General features: G+C 46.7%; 21 protein-coding genes. 10 read left to right on the forward strand and 11 right to left on the reverse strand.

The window, feature by feature from the left end; all coding sequences use genetic code 11:
* Nucleotides 1–16 precede the first annotated feature (16 nt).
* Nucleotides 17–352, reverse strand: coding sequence for an AlpA family phage regulatory protein (locus AC0IWZ_RS14975; protein WP_471679501.1), 336 nt, complete (start codon nucleotides 350–352; stop codon nucleotides 17–19).
* Between the two features lie 535 nt (nucleotides 353–887).
* On the opposite strand from AC0IWZ_RS14975, the gene AC0IWZ_RS14980 reads away from it, so the two are divergent.
* Nucleotides 888–1,067, forward strand: coding sequence for an integrase core domain-containing protein (locus AC0IWZ_RS14980; RefSeq protein ID WP_471679006.1), 180 nt, complete (start codon nucleotides 888–890; stop codon nucleotides 1,065–1,067).
* Between the two features lie 121 nt (nucleotides 1,068–1,188).
* On the opposite strand, the gene AC0IWZ_RS14985 is transcribed toward AC0IWZ_RS14980, so the two are convergent.
* The 5 genes from AC0IWZ_RS14985 to AC0IWZ_RS15005 are packed head-to-tail and all read right to left on the reverse strand — an operon-like array spanning nucleotide 1,189 to nucleotide 6,627.
* Complete coding sequence (locus AC0IWZ_RS14985) at nucleotides 1,189–2,163, reverse strand: hypothetical protein (RefSeq protein WP_471679005.1); 975 nt, start codon at nucleotides 2,161–2,163, stop codon at nucleotides 1,189–1,191.
* A gap of 3 nt (nucleotides 2,164–2,166) precedes the next feature.
* The gene (locus AC0IWZ_RS14990; RefSeq protein ID WP_471679004.1) at nucleotides 2,167–4,725 is read right to left on the reverse strand and encodes a fimbria/pilus outer membrane usher protein; all 2,559 of its coding nucleotides are present in this window, start codon (nucleotides 4,723–4,725) and stop codon (nucleotides 2,167–2,169) included.
* A 14-nt stretch (nucleotides 4,726–4,739) separates the two neighbouring features.
* Nucleotides 4,740–5,456 (reverse strand): fimbrial biogenesis chaperone, encoded by a 717-nt coding sequence (locus tag AC0IWZ_RS14995; RefSeq protein ID WP_471679003.1) that lies wholly within the window; start codon nucleotides 5,454–5,456, stop codon nucleotides 4,740–4,742.
* A 54-nt stretch (nucleotides 5,457–5,510) separates the two neighbouring features.
* The gene (locus AC0IWZ_RS15000; protein WP_471679002.1) at nucleotides 5,511–6,041 is read right to left on the reverse strand and encodes a fimbrial protein; all 531 of its coding nucleotides are present in this window, start codon (nucleotides 6,039–6,041) and stop codon (nucleotides 5,511–5,513) included.
* A 22-nt stretch (nucleotides 6,042–6,063) separates the two neighbouring features.
* On the reverse strand, nucleotides 6,064–6,627 hold the full coding sequence (locus AC0IWZ_RS15005; protein ID WP_034497383.1) for a fimbrial protein: 564 nt from the start codon (nucleotides 6,625–6,627) through the stop codon (nucleotides 6,064–6,066).
* Between the two features lie 809 nt (nucleotides 6,628–7,436).
* Here AC0IWZ_RS15005 and AC0IWZ_RS15010 point away from each other — a divergent pair.
* Nucleotides 7,437–7,868 (forward strand): hypothetical protein, encoded by a 432-nt coding sequence (locus AC0IWZ_RS15010; RefSeq protein WP_051873728.1) that lies wholly within the window; start codon nucleotides 7,437–7,439, stop codon nucleotides 7,866–7,868.
* 75 nt (nucleotides 7,869–7,943) lie between these two features.
* Entirely contained in the window at nucleotides 7,944–8,483 is a 540-nt protein-coding gene (locus tag AC0IWZ_RS15015; protein ID WP_034497387.1) for a DUF2058 domain-containing protein, read from the forward strand.
* A gap of 93 nt (nucleotides 8,484–8,576) precedes the next feature.
* Here the strand turns inward: AC0IWZ_RS15015 and AC0IWZ_RS15020 are convergent, their stop codons facing one another.
* Entirely contained in the window at nucleotides 8,577–9,368 is a 792-nt protein-coding gene (locus tag AC0IWZ_RS15020; protein ID WP_471679001.1) for an MBL fold metallo-hydrolase, read from the reverse strand.
* A 134-nt stretch (nucleotides 9,369–9,502) separates the two neighbouring features.
* Here AC0IWZ_RS15020 and AC0IWZ_RS15025 point away from each other — a divergent pair, with 134 nt between their 5' ends.
* From AC0IWZ_RS15025 to AC0IWZ_RS15040, 4 genes are all read left to right on the forward strand, one after another.
* Nucleotides 9,503–9,856: a DUF1294 domain-containing protein gene (locus AC0IWZ_RS15025; RefSeq protein ID WP_471679000.1), complete on the forward strand. Its 354-nt coding sequence runs from the start codon at nucleotides 9,503–9,505 to the stop codon at nucleotides 9,854–9,856.
* 283 nt (nucleotides 9,857–10,139) lie between these two features.
* The gene (locus AC0IWZ_RS15030) at nucleotides 10,140–11,324 is read left to right on the forward strand and encodes an OmpP1/FadL family transporter (RefSeq protein ID WP_471678999.1); all 1,185 of its coding nucleotides are present in this window, start codon (nucleotides 10,140–10,142) and stop codon (nucleotides 11,322–11,324) included.
* 137 nt (nucleotides 11,325–11,461) lie between these two features.
* Nucleotides 11,462–12,412: a hypothetical protein gene (locus tag AC0IWZ_RS15035; protein WP_471678998.1), complete on the forward strand. Its 951-nt coding sequence runs from the start codon at nucleotides 11,462–11,464 to the stop codon at nucleotides 12,410–12,412.
* A 62-nt stretch (nucleotides 12,413–12,474) separates the two neighbouring features.
* Entirely contained in the window at nucleotides 12,475–13,290 is an 816-nt protein-coding gene (locus tag AC0IWZ_RS15040) for a MipA/OmpV family protein (protein WP_471678997.1), read from the forward strand.
* Between the two features lie 31 nt (nucleotides 13,291–13,321).
* Here the strand turns inward: AC0IWZ_RS15040 and AC0IWZ_RS15045 are convergent, their stop codons facing one another.
* From AC0IWZ_RS15045 to AC0IWZ_RS15060, 4 genes are read right to left on the reverse strand one after another with little or no spacing between them, the layout of a single operon-like run.
* A complete protein-coding gene (locus AC0IWZ_RS15045; protein WP_410373435.1) occupies nucleotides 13,322–13,768 on the reverse strand; it encodes a DUF421 domain-containing protein in 447 nt (148 codons plus the stop codon).
* 12 nt (nucleotides 13,769–13,780) lie between these two features.
* A complete protein-coding gene (locus AC0IWZ_RS15050; RefSeq protein ID WP_471678996.1) occupies nucleotides 13,781–14,290 on the reverse strand; it encodes a hypothetical protein in 510 nt (169 codons plus the stop codon).
* A 53-nt stretch (nucleotides 14,291–14,343) separates the two neighbouring features.
* On the reverse strand, nucleotides 14,344–15,108 hold the full coding sequence (locus AC0IWZ_RS15055) for a LamB/YcsF family protein (protein WP_471678995.1): 765 nt from the start codon (nucleotides 15,106–15,108) through the stop codon (nucleotides 14,344–14,346).
* A 51-nt stretch (nucleotides 15,109–15,159) separates the two neighbouring features.
* Nucleotides 15,160–16,659, reverse strand: a complete 1,500-nt coding sequence (locus AC0IWZ_RS15060) for an MDR family MFS transporter (protein ID WP_410373438.1) — start codon at nucleotides 16,657–16,659, stop codon at nucleotides 15,160–15,162.
* An 82-nt stretch (nucleotides 16,660–16,741) separates the two neighbouring features.
* On the opposite strand from AC0IWZ_RS15060, the gene AC0IWZ_RS15065 reads away from it, so the two are divergent.
* The 3 genes from AC0IWZ_RS15065 to ypdK all read left to right on the forward strand — a co-directional run bounded on the left by AC0IWZ_RS15065 (nucleotide 16,742) and on the right by ypdK (nucleotide 18,308).
* On the forward strand, nucleotides 16,742–17,434 hold the full coding sequence (locus tag AC0IWZ_RS15065; protein WP_471678994.1) for a TetR/AcrR family transcriptional regulator: 693 nt from the start codon (nucleotides 16,742–16,744) through the stop codon (nucleotides 17,432–17,434).
* 244 nt (nucleotides 17,435–17,678) lie between these two features.
* Entirely contained in the window at nucleotides 17,679–17,885 is a 207-nt protein-coding gene (locus AC0IWZ_RS15070) for a hypothetical protein (protein ID WP_034497411.1), read from the forward strand.
* A gap of 348 nt (nucleotides 17,886–18,233) precedes the next feature.
* Nucleotides 18,234–18,308: a membrane protein YpdK gene (ypdK, locus tag AC0IWZ_RS15075; protein WP_115631778.1), complete on the forward strand. Its 75-nt coding sequence runs from the start codon at nucleotides 18,234–18,236 to the stop codon at nucleotides 18,306–18,308.
* The last annotated feature ends 16 nt before the right edge of the window (nucleotides 18,309–18,324 follow it).

The raw sequence follows: 18,324 nt of genomic DNA on the forward strand, positions 1-18,324 counted from the left end.
TCTATAAGTATTAAATTTAATTATTATTTCGCTTTATCAGATTTCCTTTTATCCAGTCTTGCACTTCACTTTCAACCCAAGCTACTGATTTCGTCCCTATATGTACCTGTGTAGGAAACTCATTATTCTTAACTTTAAGATATATAGTTGATTTCCTTAACCCAGTTAAATTAATTACGTCCGTGATACGTATTAGACGTAAATTTTCTGGGCATGCGTTACCCCGAGGTAATAAGCTCATGGCTTTTTCCTTTTTGTTCCAGAGAAGTTTACTTGGTCTTGTTTGGATGGATACATATTTGCACAGAAGGTTGATTTGGTAAAGATAGGGGGATTTCCAGAAAGTTAGCATGAACACTATATTGGTGGTTACTGATGAACACTGAGGATTGCCAATAAAATTCAATATAGGCCAATATAAGCCAATATTTGTCCTCTATTAGCCATTAAAAAGAGGTAAATACATTCAAATAATTATGTAAAGTAATGTAAATGATTGCGGGGCGTGAAATTAACGCGACCAGCCCGCCAAGATTTAAAGCCTATCCCAGTAGCCTAGTTTAATTGCCTGCTTGAACCAGGCAGTGCTCTAAATCCTAACATTGAGCGTTTATGCCTTGGTATTCCCGCACTGTTCGGATTCAAGCTACCTGCAACTTGGGCATCTGTTGGAAAGCACTCTTAAACAAATCCTGATAGGTATAGATGTGTGTATAAAATACAAATAAAAAAACATTTATTTAAGCATATTCAATATGATATCTATAAATATCGATTCCTGCAGGGGACACCATTTCTTAGTTACCCGACATTTCCCGCCGTAACCAAAACCCCATAAAAACTAGCAGCAAAGCCAATCCTTTATTACCTGACGTTACCTGTTGTGGATGGACTACAATCCATCAACCCCCACGCATCTTTCCAGTCAGCGATGCGTTTTGAACAATGCGCGGGAAAAGCCAAAACGCTGGCGAATGGAATATAATCATGAAAGGACACATTCATCATTAAATAACATAATTCTGGCTGAATTTATCCGAAGCATCAGGAAAGGCGAACGTCTCTAGTATAGAGACGAACTGATTTTGAGCCAGGATCAAAACATCAGCGCTAAAATCTGATACGGATTTCATCATAGGCTGAGATAACGGAAAACCGCTTCCAGGAAAGTGGCTTTATTCACATTGCTTACAGGTAATTAAAATGTAGCGTTGCAGCAACATTCACTTTCCCCGCTGAGGTGGTTGGGGCAATTTGAATATAATTGGCGTGTAATGGAATAAGCAACGCTCCAGTTTCCGCATTGTCCAGCTCCCTGCCCATAATCATAAAAGGAATATTAACGGGTATTATTCTCTTTTTGTACCAAAATTGAACACCGACTCCTCTGGCCGCATCATCTGACTTTTCAATATTTAAAATCCCCGCTAATGAATTAAATGCATCACCGTTGAGGGTAAGTGATATTAAATGCGGCGTTGAATTGCATTCCAGAGATAATGGAATTAATGTCTGGTCATTTGGAAGTGATTTTTTAGCGCCAATGGAAGCCAGTTTTTTAGACGGAAGATGGACAATTAGCTGAGGCAGTTGAACATTACATACAGGAGCAGGGAGCGCTGTGGAGATATGCAGGTTAATGATATTATTCAGTTGTTTTGTGTGAAAACTTAAGAGTGCCTGTTGCTGAAACTGCAATACCCCGTGTGCTTTGATTTCTCCCGCCGTTCTAACCAGCTCAATTTTCAATGTAATATCTTTTGTCTTAAGAGGCTGGTTCTTGTAAACAGGCATTCCGTCATGAAATGGTAATTTTTTTAACGAACGATAGCTGTCATGATAATTGACACCATAATAAATTCGAACCCCGACTCCATCGATTGCCGTAGGATAAACACCTCTTCCGCTTTCGCTACCCGTGAGCAACCCTGAGACCATCAATATGTCTGAGCTATCGGCACATGAAAGATCACTATTATTATGTGTCAGTTCTGAAAGTTTTTTTGTTTCAGAATAAAGCACTGAACCTGATTTTTGAGTGTTATTTAATCTCAGGGTGGCGTGTAACTGAACATCAAGGACATGGTTTTCATTATTACCCGCACAGGAAAACGCGCGGGGGACGATAAAAAAACAAATCAGTAATGATAGAATTATTTTCATGAATTAGTCGCAATTTAACGTAATAATATTAAAGTTACCTAAACGACTGGCATCAGCGATATCATACTTTGCCAGGCAGGTTTTTCCATGGTCATAAGTAACAGACAACGTGCCTTTCTCTTTGACGCCGCTGATATAGACCTGACCTTCATCGCCAACATAAAATACGCGCTGATTATCCTCAGCAGTACGGGCGACAGCCCCGAAGGGGATTTTCTCGCTGTGGTGAAGCAATGTCACCATCATATTTTCGCCTGGATGTGTCTCAAAGGGTACTAATACGATAGCATCCCTTGTCGGAATGACGGATTTAGACATTGAACTGATATTATTAATTGCAGAACTTTGATTGGTATCGAAAGCCACATCATCTCTGCTGTAGACAGACATATCCGGTTTGATGGCATAGCCAAAATAATCGGTATGAAGTCCTGTTCCCCCTGCTATCTGCGCACCACTCACTCCTGGCGTACTGATTAACGCCATCGCACCGGTAGAATACTGGCCCAAAGTGACTCCGCCGGAATGAACAATTAAGCCACCATTGACTGCCCAGGATGCTTTATTCTGTGTTGTTTCGTGAGCATAACCTAAATCAGCTTCTCCCTGATTCCCTGTCCAGGCAACATTGACGCTACTCTGGCTATTTTCAGCCTGACTATGATTAAAACTTTCCCCCGTCTGGAAAGAATAAGCTAACTGATCGTATTCAAGTGCTTCGCCCGACAACCCTGTCTGGAAAGAGGTATTTCCATGTAAATCGCTGGTTGCCATGTTGGTTATTGTCTGCGTGTGAGACGAAAATACCGATAAAGGTATTGATACCGAGAGAGCCACTTGTTTATCATTTTCAAAATCTGAGTCAGAGTCTTCATTTTTATTCGCGCTGAACGATAAAGAAACCTGAGCTTTGCTCACCGGGAAGTTTAAACCCGCCTGATAATTGTCTGACTCACTGCCATCGTAGTAAATATTTTTGTTAAGAGATAAATACAGACTCCACGAATCAATCAAAGCCTGATTCACAGAAAGGGTATATTCATATTTCTTCTGTTTATTATTATTGTCAAGGGTCATCGCGTCTTCAAGCGTGGCATACTCTTTGGAAGCATACCTTGTACTGGTTTGGATATCTGTTTCAGTGGAGTCAATATGGCGGGAATAACTGATACGGATATTTTTTCCGGAATACGTACTATCATTATTTACTTTCTTCGCCCGGGATAAAGTGACATCTGTTGAAACAGCCCCCAGTATCCCGAGATCGGCGCCAATACCCATATTCTCAGCAAAAAAATGACTATCACTCATTTGCAGGCCATTCAGTAGAGTTAATCCCCAGGGTAAACCATATGAAAGGTTGTATTGTGCGATATTACTTTGCTGACTTTCGCTATGCCCCTCGAAGGGAGTGGAATTATCTGGATAGCGCCGTTCTGTATCTTCTTTCTCCGGCGTACCGGTGGACTGTTTATCGTGATAGTGACCCACGGCAAATGCATATTTTAAAGCGCCTTCTCGTTGTAAATTCTGCATCGCGGAGTAGGTTTGCTGCAGGTGAGTCTCCTGACCGTTACTTTCTTTTATGGTGATATCCAGTTCCCCGCCGGAGGAGACGGGAGACAAATTATCAATAGTAAAGGGGCCGGGAGTGACATTGATCTGTGTAAGCGTATTACCCTGTTCTTTCACTGTCACGGTGGCATTGCTTTTAGCAATGCCGTGGATAACGGGCGCAAAACCATTCTGACTTTCGGGGATCATGCCGGTATCCGTAACTAACTGAATCCCTTTTATTTTGATGCTGTCAAATGTATCCGCCGTTGTATAAGTATCCCCGGCGGAAAACTCACTTTTTAATGCCGGTACCGTTCGTTCAATATAGGTGCCAATATTGTCAAAATGTTGCTCATCGCCACTGCTTTTTTGCCAGGAAGATAAGCTTCGCAGCCTCCAGGCTCCCAGATTAATGCCTGAGACAAGGTTCAAATAGTTTTCCTGCGCGTCATTCCCGGATGACGATGCATCTGTTTTGGAACCAGAGTATTGATATTCAACCAACAATGCCGGAATCCCTTCATCCCACTCTGAGGGCAATATGTCATCTTCATTTTTTCTTAACATAAAAGCCTGCGGGAATGTGATATCAAGAGCCATCTGATTCGGATTCAGACGTGATGTCGATTCCGGCGCAGCTTGTTGAATAAAGACACATTCATCAGCTTTACTCCCGGAGAACCTGTAACGCAATGCAGAAATATCCACTCCCAAAGCAACATAGTCACTTTTAGTCAAGCAGGGCTGGAGTGCCGAGTTTTTATCTTTCTTTAATAATATCGGCATCAGTCTGTAGCTTTTATCACCATTGATAAAAACATGTAAATGGCTGACACCTTCTTTTAACATTGTGGACTGTATTTCTTCAGTGCTTGTTATATCAGGAGCGTCATCGAAAGAGTGTAATAACGCCGGGTCATAATAATTATTTGCGTACGCAAGTTGACAGCTTACTGACAGGATAATGGGGACCGGAATACAACGCGTTAATCGTGCAAGTGACATAAAAGTTAAGCCACCTAGTGTATTACTGTTGAGTAAGACTGCGACGGAATACTGTAATCATTGATACCACTCCATGTTACTGCAATGGTATCCGTATTTTGTGCAGCAAGGCTAAATACTTTTTGTCCAAAAGGGGGCACTACTGTGTTATTTGTTTCAATAGAGACCACTGTTTCTTTATTATTTAATATGAGCCTGTTCATAACTACATAAAACGGTGTGTTGTTAACTGCTGCCACTGATTGTTTACCATCTCTTTTCCATATCAGACTTTTAATTGCCGCGACAGAAGTTCCCTGCAACCCCGCAGGGCGGTAGAAGACTTTAATTCTGTTACTGACGGCTAACAGCATTTTGTTATTCAATTCCTTTTCATTTTCTGAAACGGCTGGCACGGTTTTGATGTTTAACCATAAAAGACTTTCTCTGTCTTTCGGCAGACCTGCACCAAAATAAACCAGCTGGATGAGGTTTTCGGAATCTGGCTCCATCTGGAATAAAGCGGGTGCAATCATAAATGGAATTTTTATACCGCTAAGTAAGGGATTACCTTTAGTATCCAGCCACGTCTGAACTAAAAATGCCCGCGTATCATCATTTTTCAAAGATAATGTGGTATCTGATTTATCACCTTCATAGACCAGACGATTAGAGCCGAGTTTTAAACTAGCGTTCACTGATAATGAACAGAGTGAAAAAAGAATTAATAGTGTAGTGATTATTTTATTCATGAGGGGCTCAGCAAAAAACACAGCCCCGATCAGAACTGTGTTATTAATATTAAATTAAAGGTAATTAATGTGGATCTGTGCAGTCGCTTTGATTTTGCCTGGCTCGGCAGTACTGTTGGTTTCTTTAACAGGATTTATCTGGAATTCGAAGTTGTGTTGACTTTCTGTTCCACCTGTTTGCGTCGCTGTGCCGGTATTAGGCGCAACTATTGCGTTGTTTTGCGCGCTGATGAATGCAATGCCAACATGTTTTGCGTAGCCGTCACCCTGGGTAATACCCAGCAGTTCGGGATCGTTGGCATCAGCCGTACCGACTATTGAAGCGCTAACTGTGCCTGGCGAACACTCGGTGGCATTGATTACCAACAGTGTCGCATTCGAATCTGCACCTTTGCTTTTAACGTAAGCAGCGTCATGCATTTTATCGAATGAAACTGCATTGATAACAACTTCTTGAGACAGTGCCATCTGACAGGAGTTTTGCGTAATTTTACCAGTTGCTTCAAATGGAAGGTTACTCGGGTCTGCCGCGTGAGTAATTGGTGATAATAATACCAGCAGAGTTAACAGTGATATTTTTTTCATTTTATAATTATCCTTAATTAATTCAGAGGTAAACGATTTGAATTTGTCCATTAATACGAACATCACCCGCACCCGGCGCGTCGGTGGTTTTTACCAGTCCAGGCCATGCCTGAACGTTGAATGTACCATCTGTTTTGGCGGTATATGCTGAACTTGGTGTGCCTGGGGTAAGCTTGACTGCACTGGCACCATTCCCTAAAAACATCAGCAAACCGACATGTGTTGCAGGTGAGTTTGTGGAACCATTGGCAAGTGCATTGGCATCATCAGCATCTGCGGTACCTAGCAATGTCACGGTAAATTGCTGTTCTGCCGCGCAGTCAGACAAATCCAGCGTGGGCATCTGACCGGAGGGAGTAATCATATTTGTTGAATTTGCCGCGGTGCTGATTTCCAGTTTTGAAATATCAGTATCAGCAAAGGAGATCGAAGTCGGGAAGCTTACTGTGCAGCCGCCCCCGGTGACTTCTCCTTCAATATTTATGGTTTCCGTCAGACCATCAGCACCAAAAGCAATGGAGGATAATCCAGCTGAGACTAATAAAAGGCTTAACGCTAATGCCTTTCTAGTTTTATTTTTATTCATACTAATTTTCCTTGTGTTTATTATTTCCCAACTTCAAAGCATTTATTTTCGCTAACTATCTAATTTATCTAACAATAGTAAGCTAACACTTGTATGACATGATCTCTTTATATATTCGCTCCAAAAAAAGACCATTTTTTAATGGTAATAAAACTTCACTACTAGTAGCAGCCAGTTTGATCGTTATGCATTCCCGCTGATTTTTATCAACAGCAGGCGCTATCAGCCGCTTCGGAAACCCGCCTGCGGGAACCATTTTTGTAATGCGGTACCGGATTGCGTAAACTTTTGGTCATGCAAGCCAAATAGGCAAAGCCGATTGCGTACCATCACATACATTAGGCGGGAGCGCCCTGCCAGCCACCTGCAACATGATTTCCGACTGTGAGGCGTTCTGCGTCTTTGGTTTCTTCCGATAAAATCCTGATGCCGTCAAAACCGGTAATTTTCGCAGCAAATTCTTCTTTTGCGAGTCACGTCGCACCACATAAATGCAACGCTGAAAGCCCTATAATTCCACTTGTCACCTGAAAACCTCCGGGCGTATTCTCTCTGTGCACCAGCAAAATCTGGTGTCGGGCGTAGGAACCCGAATACTCTCTACGGCGATATCAAGGATTTAGCGTCTTTTTGATTGTCGCAGCACTCGCACACCTTTATCCTTATCAACGGTGGTGCTGATGGGGCAACCTTCGGGTTGGCCAGCTATCGTAGAGAGTCTGGTATTCCTACCCCCATTAGCACCACCAACTTGAGCGTAGGAACTCTTGTGGTGACGATTTAAATAACTCGCTACGGAGATCACCAACATGATGTCAGCTCAAACATTTTCTGAGGCGCAATGCGGCGGCGCCCTGTATTCCCAAATTTCTGCCAGCATGGATCTATTCCAGCTTCTCGACACGTGCGAATCCCTTGCCGACGAACTGATCGAATGCCATTCAGAAACTGAACAACAGGCGCTTTGCGGGCGAATCGCACATTGTCTGGAGGTGCTGAAAACGACTTTTGTCCAGCCACTGCCCGGCTACCTGGTCGAATGCCTCACCGTTGGAAAAGAAGCCAAAATACAGGTGAATAACGACTCAGAAATACAGCGCCAGTATTGCCATGCATTGACCCAGACATTATTAAGTCGTGCCCATACGCCTGAAGTTAACCGCGCCTTAACCGGCATGCTGTTTGATTTGATTAATGACCTGGTTGAAGACCTGCAGGCACCGCGCTTTCTGCGCGATTAAGTAGGGTTGTCTGACACAGCCTCGAAAATAAAAGGTATAATCTGCGGTATTACTTTATTGGATTTAGAAACGATCATGACAAAACTCACGTTACAAGAGCAGATGCTCAAAGCTGGATTAGTCAGCAGCAAAAAAATGGATAAAGTGCAGAGAACGGCCAAAAAATCGCGACTTCAGGCTCGCGAGGCAAGAGAGGCCGTGGAAGCCAATAAAAAAGCGCAAATTGAGCGCGATAAACTGCTGAGTGAACAACAAAAGCAGGCAACGTTATCTAAAGAATTAAAAGCTCAGATTAAACAGCTCATTGAGATGAACCGAATTGTTATATCAAAGGGTGATATTGGATATAACTTCACCGATAATAATCTGATTAAAAAAGTGTATGTCGATAAAGTGACTCAGGCTCAATTAATTAATGGCCGCCTCGCTATTGCACGTCTGGTTACTGATAATAACCCTGATGGCGAATACGCTATTATCCCCGCAAGCGTCGCCGATAAAATCGCGCAACGTGATGCCAGCAGCATTGTATTAAATAGCGCACTTAGCAAAGAAGCTCAGGATGAAGAAGATCCGTATGCTGATTTCGTCGTACCTGACGATTTGATGTGGTAAAGGTAATTGCCAGTCACATGGCGTGGCAGGCATAAAATTAGAAGGCAACGGGGTGACCCATTGCCTTCATTGCAAACCAGACTAAAAAATAAGTTACTCAAGACAGGCAATATATTTTTCACCTGAACGTCGCACGATCTCATCTGCGTTTTTGGTAATGTCTTTTCCTTCAAACGCCCCGTAGAGTTGCGCAAATTTCACATCACTCAGGCGGTGCGTAATATCGCTGACGGTCGCAGCCGATAGCGGCAGCATATTCGGGTAGCTCCACATGAACGATACGGCATTCGCGCCCGGCGTGACCTGGATAATATCTCCGGAAAGCAGTACCCCTTCGCCTCGCGTCCAGTGAAGAACGCTGCCACCGGCGAAGTGCCCGCCAAGACGAATTAAACTGACATCAGCAGTCAGCTTAAGGGTGTCACCTTCCCAGAGAGTAATGGAAGGACTGTCGCGCATGATCCACTTGCTATCACTGGCGTGCAGGTAAATCGGCGCGTCAAATTCAGCGGCCCAATCCTGCATCGTGGTGTAGTAATGAGGGTGTGAAATGGCGATGGCCTTTAAGCCACCGATGGCGGAAATCAGCGTTTTCGTCGCGTCGTCGAGATTAGCAATACAGTCCCACAGAATATTGCCTTCCGGCGTTCTCAGAATAAAAGCGCGCTGACCAATCGCAAAATCTGGAATACTCTCGATGCTAAAGAGGTTGCTCTCGAACTGCTTCCATTTGTTCGTATGCGCAGCTCTGACGGCGTCAAAATCGACCCATTTCTGCCCTGAGACAGGAATATACTGCCGCTCGTCTTCGCAAATTTTACAGTGTTCTGGATGGGAATCGGCTATCTCATAGGATGTGCCGCAGGCTTTGCATAAAGTGATCATTGCTGCTCCAGTATCCGATAAACATTGTCAGCCTGGCACAGCGATACATCACAATGTGTCAGTTAGTGCTTCCACCCGACTGTATCGGGTATCATTCAGCCCCAATATTCCTGATAACTTCTGTGGCTACTGGTATGAATCTCAATCGCTTCTGTTATTTTCTGCTGGCTTTAGCGGCTGCTGGAAGCCTATTTACGCCGCATCCCTGGGTCATGTGGCTCCTGCTCGTCAACATACTGACGGTGGTCGTTTACGGCGGGGATAAAATGGCGGCCCGCAAGGCCTGGCGCAGAGTTCCTGAAATTACCTTGCTGATGTTTGGGTTGGTGGGAGGATGGCCTGGCGCGATTGCGGGTCAACAACTCTTCCGCCATAAAACACAAAAGCAGCCTTTTAAAGCCTATTTTATCGTCAGTGTGATTTTGAATATCTCAGTACTGGTGGCAATTTATCAGCTCTACCCGTTTTCTTCTTTTTTCACTTCCTGAACATTATCCCTGGTCACAGACTGTTGAAAATACCTCAGTCTGAATGACCTCAGCCCTACTCCCAACCCCAAATTTATTATTAAACGTATCTCTTGCGCCCAAAGCACAAACTGCACTTATTACAACATTTCTATCCCGTACCCTCGCGCCCTCCTCATTCTGGATTGAATAATCCCAACGCTTTGAAGCAACTGCATCTATATTTTTTATGCGACCTATTTTAGATGGAGATAACCATGAAACAGCAAATACCTGGTTTTAAAAAAAGTACGGTAGCAGGCCAATGAAGAAAATCACCGTTTTATGCTCAGGGCTGCTGTTCTCTTCGCTCAGTCACGCCAGTGCGCTCTATTTTTACGAAATCGGTACTGAAGACACGGCTCTTGCAGGTGCCGGGCAAGCCGCTCGTGCTGGCGATGCCTCAACAATTGTGACTAATCCGGCGGGCATGACGCGTCTACCCGACCATATATTTACCGGCGGCGTGCAGGCGTTAGGCGGGAATATTGATTACCAACTGGATAATTCATCACAGCAAAGTCCAGGCAACGTCATGAATGTCATGCCCAACGCGAGTGGATTCTACAGCCAGAAAATTAATGACGATTTGTACGCCGGTATTGGGTTATACGGCAATTACGGTTTAGGGATCGATTTCGGTAATTGGGCTGGCGATCGCTTAATCAAAAAAAGCACGTTGATGGCGATGACGCTGAGTCCTTCCCTCGCCTACAAATTAAGCGATCGCGTTTCGGTGGGCGCTTCTGCCAACATCAATTACGGCTTCCTGTCTTTAACCCGCAACGTTGATGGCGGGGACGATAAACAAAAAGATCATGACTGGGCGATGAGTTATCGCCTGGGTTTGTTGATGGAGTTAACTGACCAGACTCGCGCGGGCGTGACCTGGAACAGCGAAACTAAATACGATTTCAGCATCGACGGTAAGGCCCGTTTGCCTAACCTGCCCAACGTGCAGTACGACTTGCCAATTACTGCGCAAGTGAATGCGCCGCAGCAAATCATGGTGAGTCTGGTGCATGACATCAACAAACAGTGGTCGGTGATGGGAGATTTGGGCTGGCAGGACTGGAGTCGCTTTGGCGCACCGCAGGTTAGCGTTGTCGGCCAGCCGCTCGATAAAACCAACCGGATGAAAGATACCTGGCATACTGCGCTCGGTGTGCAATATCGCCCGACGGATCAGTGGCGTCTGAATGCGGGTGTCGCATTTGATAGCACACCGTACGATAGCCAGAGCAACGTGGCGATGACCATTCCAACCGGCGATGAGTGGCGCTTTGCCACGGGGGCGCAATACCAGTTAACCACGGCCAGCAACGTGGGTTTTGCGGTGGAATATCTGCACATGCAATCCTCTAAAACCCAGACGCCAGAGATACTTCAGGGCAGCTACGACCACCCATATCTTTGGTTTGCGAGTGTGAACTACAGCTATCAGTTCTAAACTTGACTTACCGGTGTAAACGGTGGATGACGCTGTGCTTATCCACCCTACAGCACCCTTTCGTAGGTCGGATAAGCGCAGCGTCATCCGACACAACCGGCGTAACTTTGTCAGCAATCAGGAGGCGACGAGCAACTATGACATTTCCGTTACCCGGCGCCTTCATTCTGCTGGGAGCGTTGCTCTCCAGCCCGCTGTGCTTTGCTTTAGACGGCAGCCGTCTGAAGCATCGGGCTGATGCCGTGCTCACCCTGATGAGTTACACGGTGGTGCCCGACATTACCGCCAGCGACCTGAATGTCGACAGCGGAACCAGCGAAAGTAATGAGCTGACCATTACCCAATTTGGCGGCGGCGCTACCATGAGCCAAAGTTTTCCCATTTATCTTGAAGGAGCAATGAGCTACAGCCGCTATGACCCTCAATTTGTTCTGACCAACGGTGAAGAAAGCCGCAAAATTCCGACCCGCTGGAACAGCCTGACCGCTACCGGAGGCATTGGCTGGGATTTTCACTTGTACAAAGATAAATGGGGCGGAAATCTGGTGTTGCGCCCAATTGGTAATGTGATGCTGGGCACCATGGCGAGTGATTTACGCATTGGCACCTACCTGGTGGAACAGCGTCTGGACGATGATTTTAAATTTCTTGATGGTGGCCGACTCAATGCCTATGGCCTCGGCGGTGCGTTAATGCTCGATTACGAGTTATTTTCCAAACCTCAGGATATTGATATTGAGTTACGCTACTCCGCAATGAGCCTGCAATCATTTGGCAGTACCACAAAAACCGTTCAGGGTCAGGCGAGTGCCGAAAACCTCGGTATTTATCTGCGTCGGCGTGCGCCGATTTCTGACTGGACGTTACTGCAAAAGCCGCTTCGCTATGTTCTTGAGGGCGCACATACCGAATATCTTGGTGAACAACGGGGGCAACTCGGCTTTAACAGCTTATCCTCAGTGGGGGTTGGCCTGGAGCTTGATAGCAGCGAGTATCGCATTTTTGTTACCCGTACACGCCTCGTTGCACGTTATATGTTTGGCGATAACACCACGGGTTATGGTCTGGGTTTGGCGATGAGTTTTTAAAATACCAAAGAAACAAGCAGGTTTTAGAACACTGGATACAATAAACACTTTTGGGATACCCGATGAGACGACAGCCACATTTTACTCCTGCGCGCTTTGCGACCGCCTTTTGCCCCCTGCTATTGCTCAGTTCACTGGCACACGCCGAGGTTGATCTCGGTTCTTTAGAACTATTCGCCAAAGACAACACCACCAGCCCTATTCCAAAAGGTCTGGTGCTGGGCGGCGCGGTCATTAACGGTACGGCACGCTACGAAGCGCAAAAGAACGAAACCTACGTGATTCCCGGCGCATTCTATTTTGGCAATAACCTGATGTATCTTGGCGACCGCGCCCGCTACTACTTTCATCTGGACGATACAACAGCGGCCTATGCTTACGGCAGATTTCGTTTTGGCAATCTTGATCCCGATGATGAACACGAATTTGATGGCATGGACAAACGAAAATCGGAGTTTGAAGCGGGTGTCGGCGGCACTCTTATCACGCCTTACGCATTACTCAGCGCAAGGGTCAGCTCCGATGTCACAGGGCGCAGTAACGGCCAGGAATTACTATTGTGGGCTGATTTCCCGATAGTTAAAGGTAAATTGCTCATCATGCCCGGCATGGGGATGATGATCCGCAGCTCGAATATGGCCAATTATTACTTCGGAGGCATTTCGAAAAACGAAGCCACTGCCAGTCGCCCGGCATGGGATACAGGAACGACCTTCTCGCCAATGACGGCGTTGATTACCAGCTATCGCTTTAGTTCGAAATGGGTGGGAATGTTTGCGGCCAATTACGAGTTTTATGATAAAGATATTGCCGACAGCCCTATCGTTCAGCACAACGGGGAGTTGTACGCGACCGTTGCGGTCGGCTATATCTGGTAATCAAATACGGGCTGATGGTATTCATCAATATCTATCTGGAGTCAGGAATGATCGAGATATGCCCGTTACGCTCCAGAATGGCGAATTTGATCTCTGCAAGCCTGGTAATACCGTGATCCACGCGGGCGGTTAACAAAATATCATCGCAGGAAATATCGGCTTTCTTCATTTTGTCCTGAAACAAATAGCCATTTTCCACCAGAATTACCGGCGTGTTATCAAGAAAGTCATCCGCACCCGGCAGATATTTTTTGATTAATCCAAACAACATATCCACCACAATCAGGGTGACGATGGTCAGCATCGCGCCGGTAACTGAAAAATCATCCCCCAATAATGCCTGTTGAGTCGCCTCACTAATTATCAGCAGTAAAATCAAATCGAATGACGTCATTTGCAGCAGCGCCCGACGACCCGCAATTTTAAACACCACCATGAGAATCAGGTAAATGGCTACTGCCCTTAAAACCATATCCATTGTCTGGCTACCTTAAGGATAAATAAATTGGTGGAGTGTGATTTCCGGGCCGTTATCAATGGCAACGGTGCTGTGAGTCGCGCCAAATTTCATTGGCGTCAGACTCAACCACAGCGTTTGCTCAGAGCCTGGTGCCGATACGGAATATTCAAGCACCATCTTTCCATTGAGGCTGTACATTTTATCGGGCTGAGGTTGCAGGGTATCGATGCGAAAGCTGTCCATGAAATCCCCGCCAAGAATAATACGGTTGCGGTTTTCGCGAATCTGGGACGAAGTGATTTTCATATCCACATCGCTCATCAGACGACTGTATTTCTCATAATCAATGCGAAGTGTTCCACTGTCGTTTGCGATTCGGGCGTCGCTAATATAGCCACGAGAAAAAAGCCCGACCATCGCTGCAATCACAATGGCTAGCAACAGGGCAAAACCCATCCTTCGCAACTGGAATTCAAAACTCAGCCAGAACGGTTTTTCAACAATCGGTAATGATGATTTATCGGCGGGGGTGGTTTTCATTATTCTTCATCCAGCCAGTGGTTGCTGGATGAAGTCTAGTCAAGCGGGACGGGCTACGCCACAAATCCCCGAATCATAATGCCCTGCGCTTCAAGCAATTGGCGAACCTGACGGGCCATTTCGATAGCGCCTGGCGTGTCGCCATGCACGCAAATAGAATCCGCCTGAACAGGGGTAAATTGGCCTTCAATGGACGTGATGCCGCCTTCGACAACCAGTTGCAGCATCCGTTGTGCAACAACATTAGCATCATGCAAAACGGAACCGGCTTCACGGCGCGAAACCAGCGAACCATCAGCGTGATAGGCGCGGTCGGCAAAGGCTTCGGAAATGGTTTTCAGCCCCTTTTCCTGCGCCAGTGTCAGCACGCGAGAACCCGCCAGACCCACCAACGGTAAATTAGCGTCGACGGCCAGAATGGCCTCGATAACTGCCAGCGCCTGGCGTTCATCATGGGCGATGGTGTTGTACAACGCGCCGTGTGGTTTTACATAGCGCACTTCGGTGCCAGCCGCTCGCGCCAGGCCTTGTAGAGCGCCAATCTGATAAATCACATCGGCGCGTAATTCATCACTCGCTACGTCCATATTCCGGCGGCCAAAACCAACTAAATCAGGATACGAAACGTGCGCGCCAATAGTCACGCCCTGCTGTTTTGCGGCATGCAACGTGGATAATAACGAGGCCGGGGAACCTGCGTGAAAGCCGCAGGCCACGTTGGCGCTGCTGACAAGCTTCAGAATGGCGGCATCATCGCCCATCGTCCACGCCCCGAAGCTCTCACCCAAATCGCTATTTAAATCAATTGCCGTGACCATCGTTGCCCTCTTTTGCCGCTCACTGTGAATAGGTGTTTTAGCATATAAAACCTATTTACGCAGCGGCACATCCTTCATCAGTAAAGACAACACAAACGCCAATATCACCACACACGCAGAAATCAGATATACCGAATGCAGCGCCGCGCCAAAGGCTTGCAGATAATCATTTTGTAAAGCAGCCGGGAGTTCATGTACCGCTTTCGCCCCCAGTTGATGGGGAAGTTCAACACCCGGCGGGATCAGCGCAATCAGTTTGTTTTGCAGCACGTTGGTGAAAATCGCCCCAAAACCGGCCACGCCAATGGAACCGCCAATCTGGCGGAACAGCGTGGTGCTGGACGTCGCCACACCAATCATATTTTGCTCAACGCTGTTTTGCACCGCCAGCACCAGCACCTGCATCACCATCCCCAGGCCAAAGCCCAGCAGCGCGATGTACATATAAAGAACGTGGATTGGCGTTTCAATTTTAAGCGTGCCGAGCAGCGCCATCGCGATAAAAGTCACCAGCGTGCCGAGAATCGGGAAGATGCGGTAACGCCCAATTTTGCTGATGATTCGCCCGCTGACAATAGAGGTCAGCATCAGCCCCCCCATCAACGGAAGCAACTGGATCCCCGCTTCCGTTGGCGTAGACGATTTTACCACCTGCAAATACAAAGGCAGGAAAGTCATGGAGCCAAACAGCGACATCCCGATGATAAAACCTATCAGACAGCTCAATAAGAAAGTGCGGTCACGGAACAACCCGAGCGGGATAATCGGCTCGATAGCCAGGCGTTCTTCATAGATAAACCCGCCAAGGGTGACGACGAAGAAAGCGAAAATGCACCACAATTGCGGATCGGACCACGCCATTACGGTGCCGCCCTGGCTGGTAAACAGAATCAAACAAGTTAATGAAGCGGCGAGATAACCCGCACCAAGGAAATCAATCTGGTGGCGAATACGCGCGGTTTGCGGTTTGAGTACCGCACCAATCACCAGCAGCGCGAAAACACCCAATGGCAGGTTGATGTAAAAAATCCAGCGCCATGAAAAGTGCTCAACCAGGAAACCGCCAATCAGCGGGCCAATGACCGTTGCCAGTCCAAACACCCCGCCGAATAAACCCTGATATTTGCCGCGATCCGCAGGCGGGATAACATCCCCTACCGCCGCCATTGTTACGACCATCAGGCCGCCACCGCCCAAACCTTGCAGAGCACGCATCAAAATCAGCTGCGTCATATTCTGCGCCAGGCCACATAACGCCGAGCCAACCAGGAACAGCACTATCGCCGTTTGCAGTACAATCTTGCGCCCTAATAAGTCGCCAAATTTACCGTACAGCGGCACCACAATAGTGGAAGACAGCAGATAAGCCGTGACCACCCACGAGAGTTTTTCCAGCCCGCCCAACTCGCTGACAATCGTCGGCAAGGCGGTTGAAACGATGGTCTGATCAAGTGCAGCAAGCAGCATGACCAACATCAACGCGGAAAACAGCAAACGAATTGACGTTGCGTGCTGTTGCGTTTCTGTCCGGGGAGTTTCTGTGACTGTCATCTTATCTGTCGGCTTGTAATTAATTAACTGGATAATTAATATAGAGGGAATAGTTTCACGTGGTCAATGGAAAGCGCACAAAATGTCACCTCAAAACGGCAGTAAAAATTCCGAAAAAATCGCGTCAGGCGACCAAAAACGCCGCCGTCCTGGCCGCCCGGCAGGGGCGAGTAAAAGTGTCGATAAGCGCGATTTACTGCTCGATACCGCATTGAAATTATTCTCGAATCAGGGAATAGCCCAGACCCCTTTGAGTGCCATTGCAACCGAAGCAGGCGTGACTCCCGCCATGCTGCATTACTATTTCAAAACTCGCGAACAACTTTTAGACGTATTGATTGATGAGCGTTATATGCCGGTGCGGGCATCCATGGGTGGCGCGTTTGAAATGCACCCCAACGATCCGGTCAGCGCCCTGACGGCACTGACGCAGAAGTTTATTGATGCTTCGCTTGAGCATCCCTGGTTTGCACCGTTGTGGATCCGCGAAGTGTTAAGCGAAACCGGCTTGTTAAAGCAGATAATCGATGCACGTTTTGGTACAAAAGAGAGAGAAGCGGCGCAGGTGTGGATCCGCAAATGGCAGGATGAAGGCCGCCTGAACCCAGACATTGAACCCGAATTTTTATTTATCTCACTGTTTGGCTTAACGCTTTTACCCGTGGCGCGTTTACAAAATGATCTTAGCAGCGGCAGCACGTCGCTGACCAGCGAGAGGCTTTCGCGTCATATCGCAGCCCTACTGAAATCGGGTGTGGGCAATCGCGAATCATAATCTTATACCCAAATAATTCGAGTTGCAGGTAGGCGGCAAAGGAGCAAATCCCCGGGAGCTTACTTAGGTAAGTGACTGGGGTTTGTGAGTGCAGCCAACACCCCTGCAACTTGAAGAATGACGGGTATACATCAAGGATTAGGCTTTTTCTTAGGTAACCCATACTAAAAATGATGGATTATGCTCGCGCCATATTTTGGCGTTTCGCTTCGGCGGTTTCTTTTACATTTTGGGTTAAACAGCAATGAAAAAAATAATGTTGATGGTGGTGATGGTAGGTATGGTTGGAACATTGGCTGGCTGTAGTACTCCGGCGCAGCGTATGGCGGATTGCCAGGCTCAGGGAATCAGTAAAGATACCTGTTATCTTGCCGAGCAAAATCGTCAGAACTCCATCAATAACGCGGCAATGAAGCAGGCGATGGAAAACGCCCATGACGCAGTAAAATAGTCCCCGTTTAACAGGCTCAGATGAGCCTGTTATTTCGAAAAATCATCCCACCTTAACACCGTCTTTTCATCTCAGCCACAGCCTTGCCACACAGACAAAATCCCTTTTAATTCAAATGGTTTATTATTTCTCAGCCCCGAGAAATGTAAAGTTAAAAAAAGGATTGCCATTACTGTTTCCAGGCTCTTGTATTACGCCTGAAAGGGGGAGTACATTAGCGCCCGACGAATCAATGCAAAGCGGCCAGCGGTTATGGAATAAATCCCAAAAACTCCAGATGGCGGTTTACTGTTTCTATACTGAATTTTTTAGCAAAATTGCGCGGCAACACGCGCGGAGCAATGTAACGTGAAATATTTCATGATGGGGTTGTCGTTCATTTTGTTGGTTTGGGTCGGTACATTTGTAATGATGGTTGAATGAATAAGAAACAGGAGCC

The sequence above is a fragment of the Buttiauxella sp. AC142 genome, assembly GCF_979253435.1.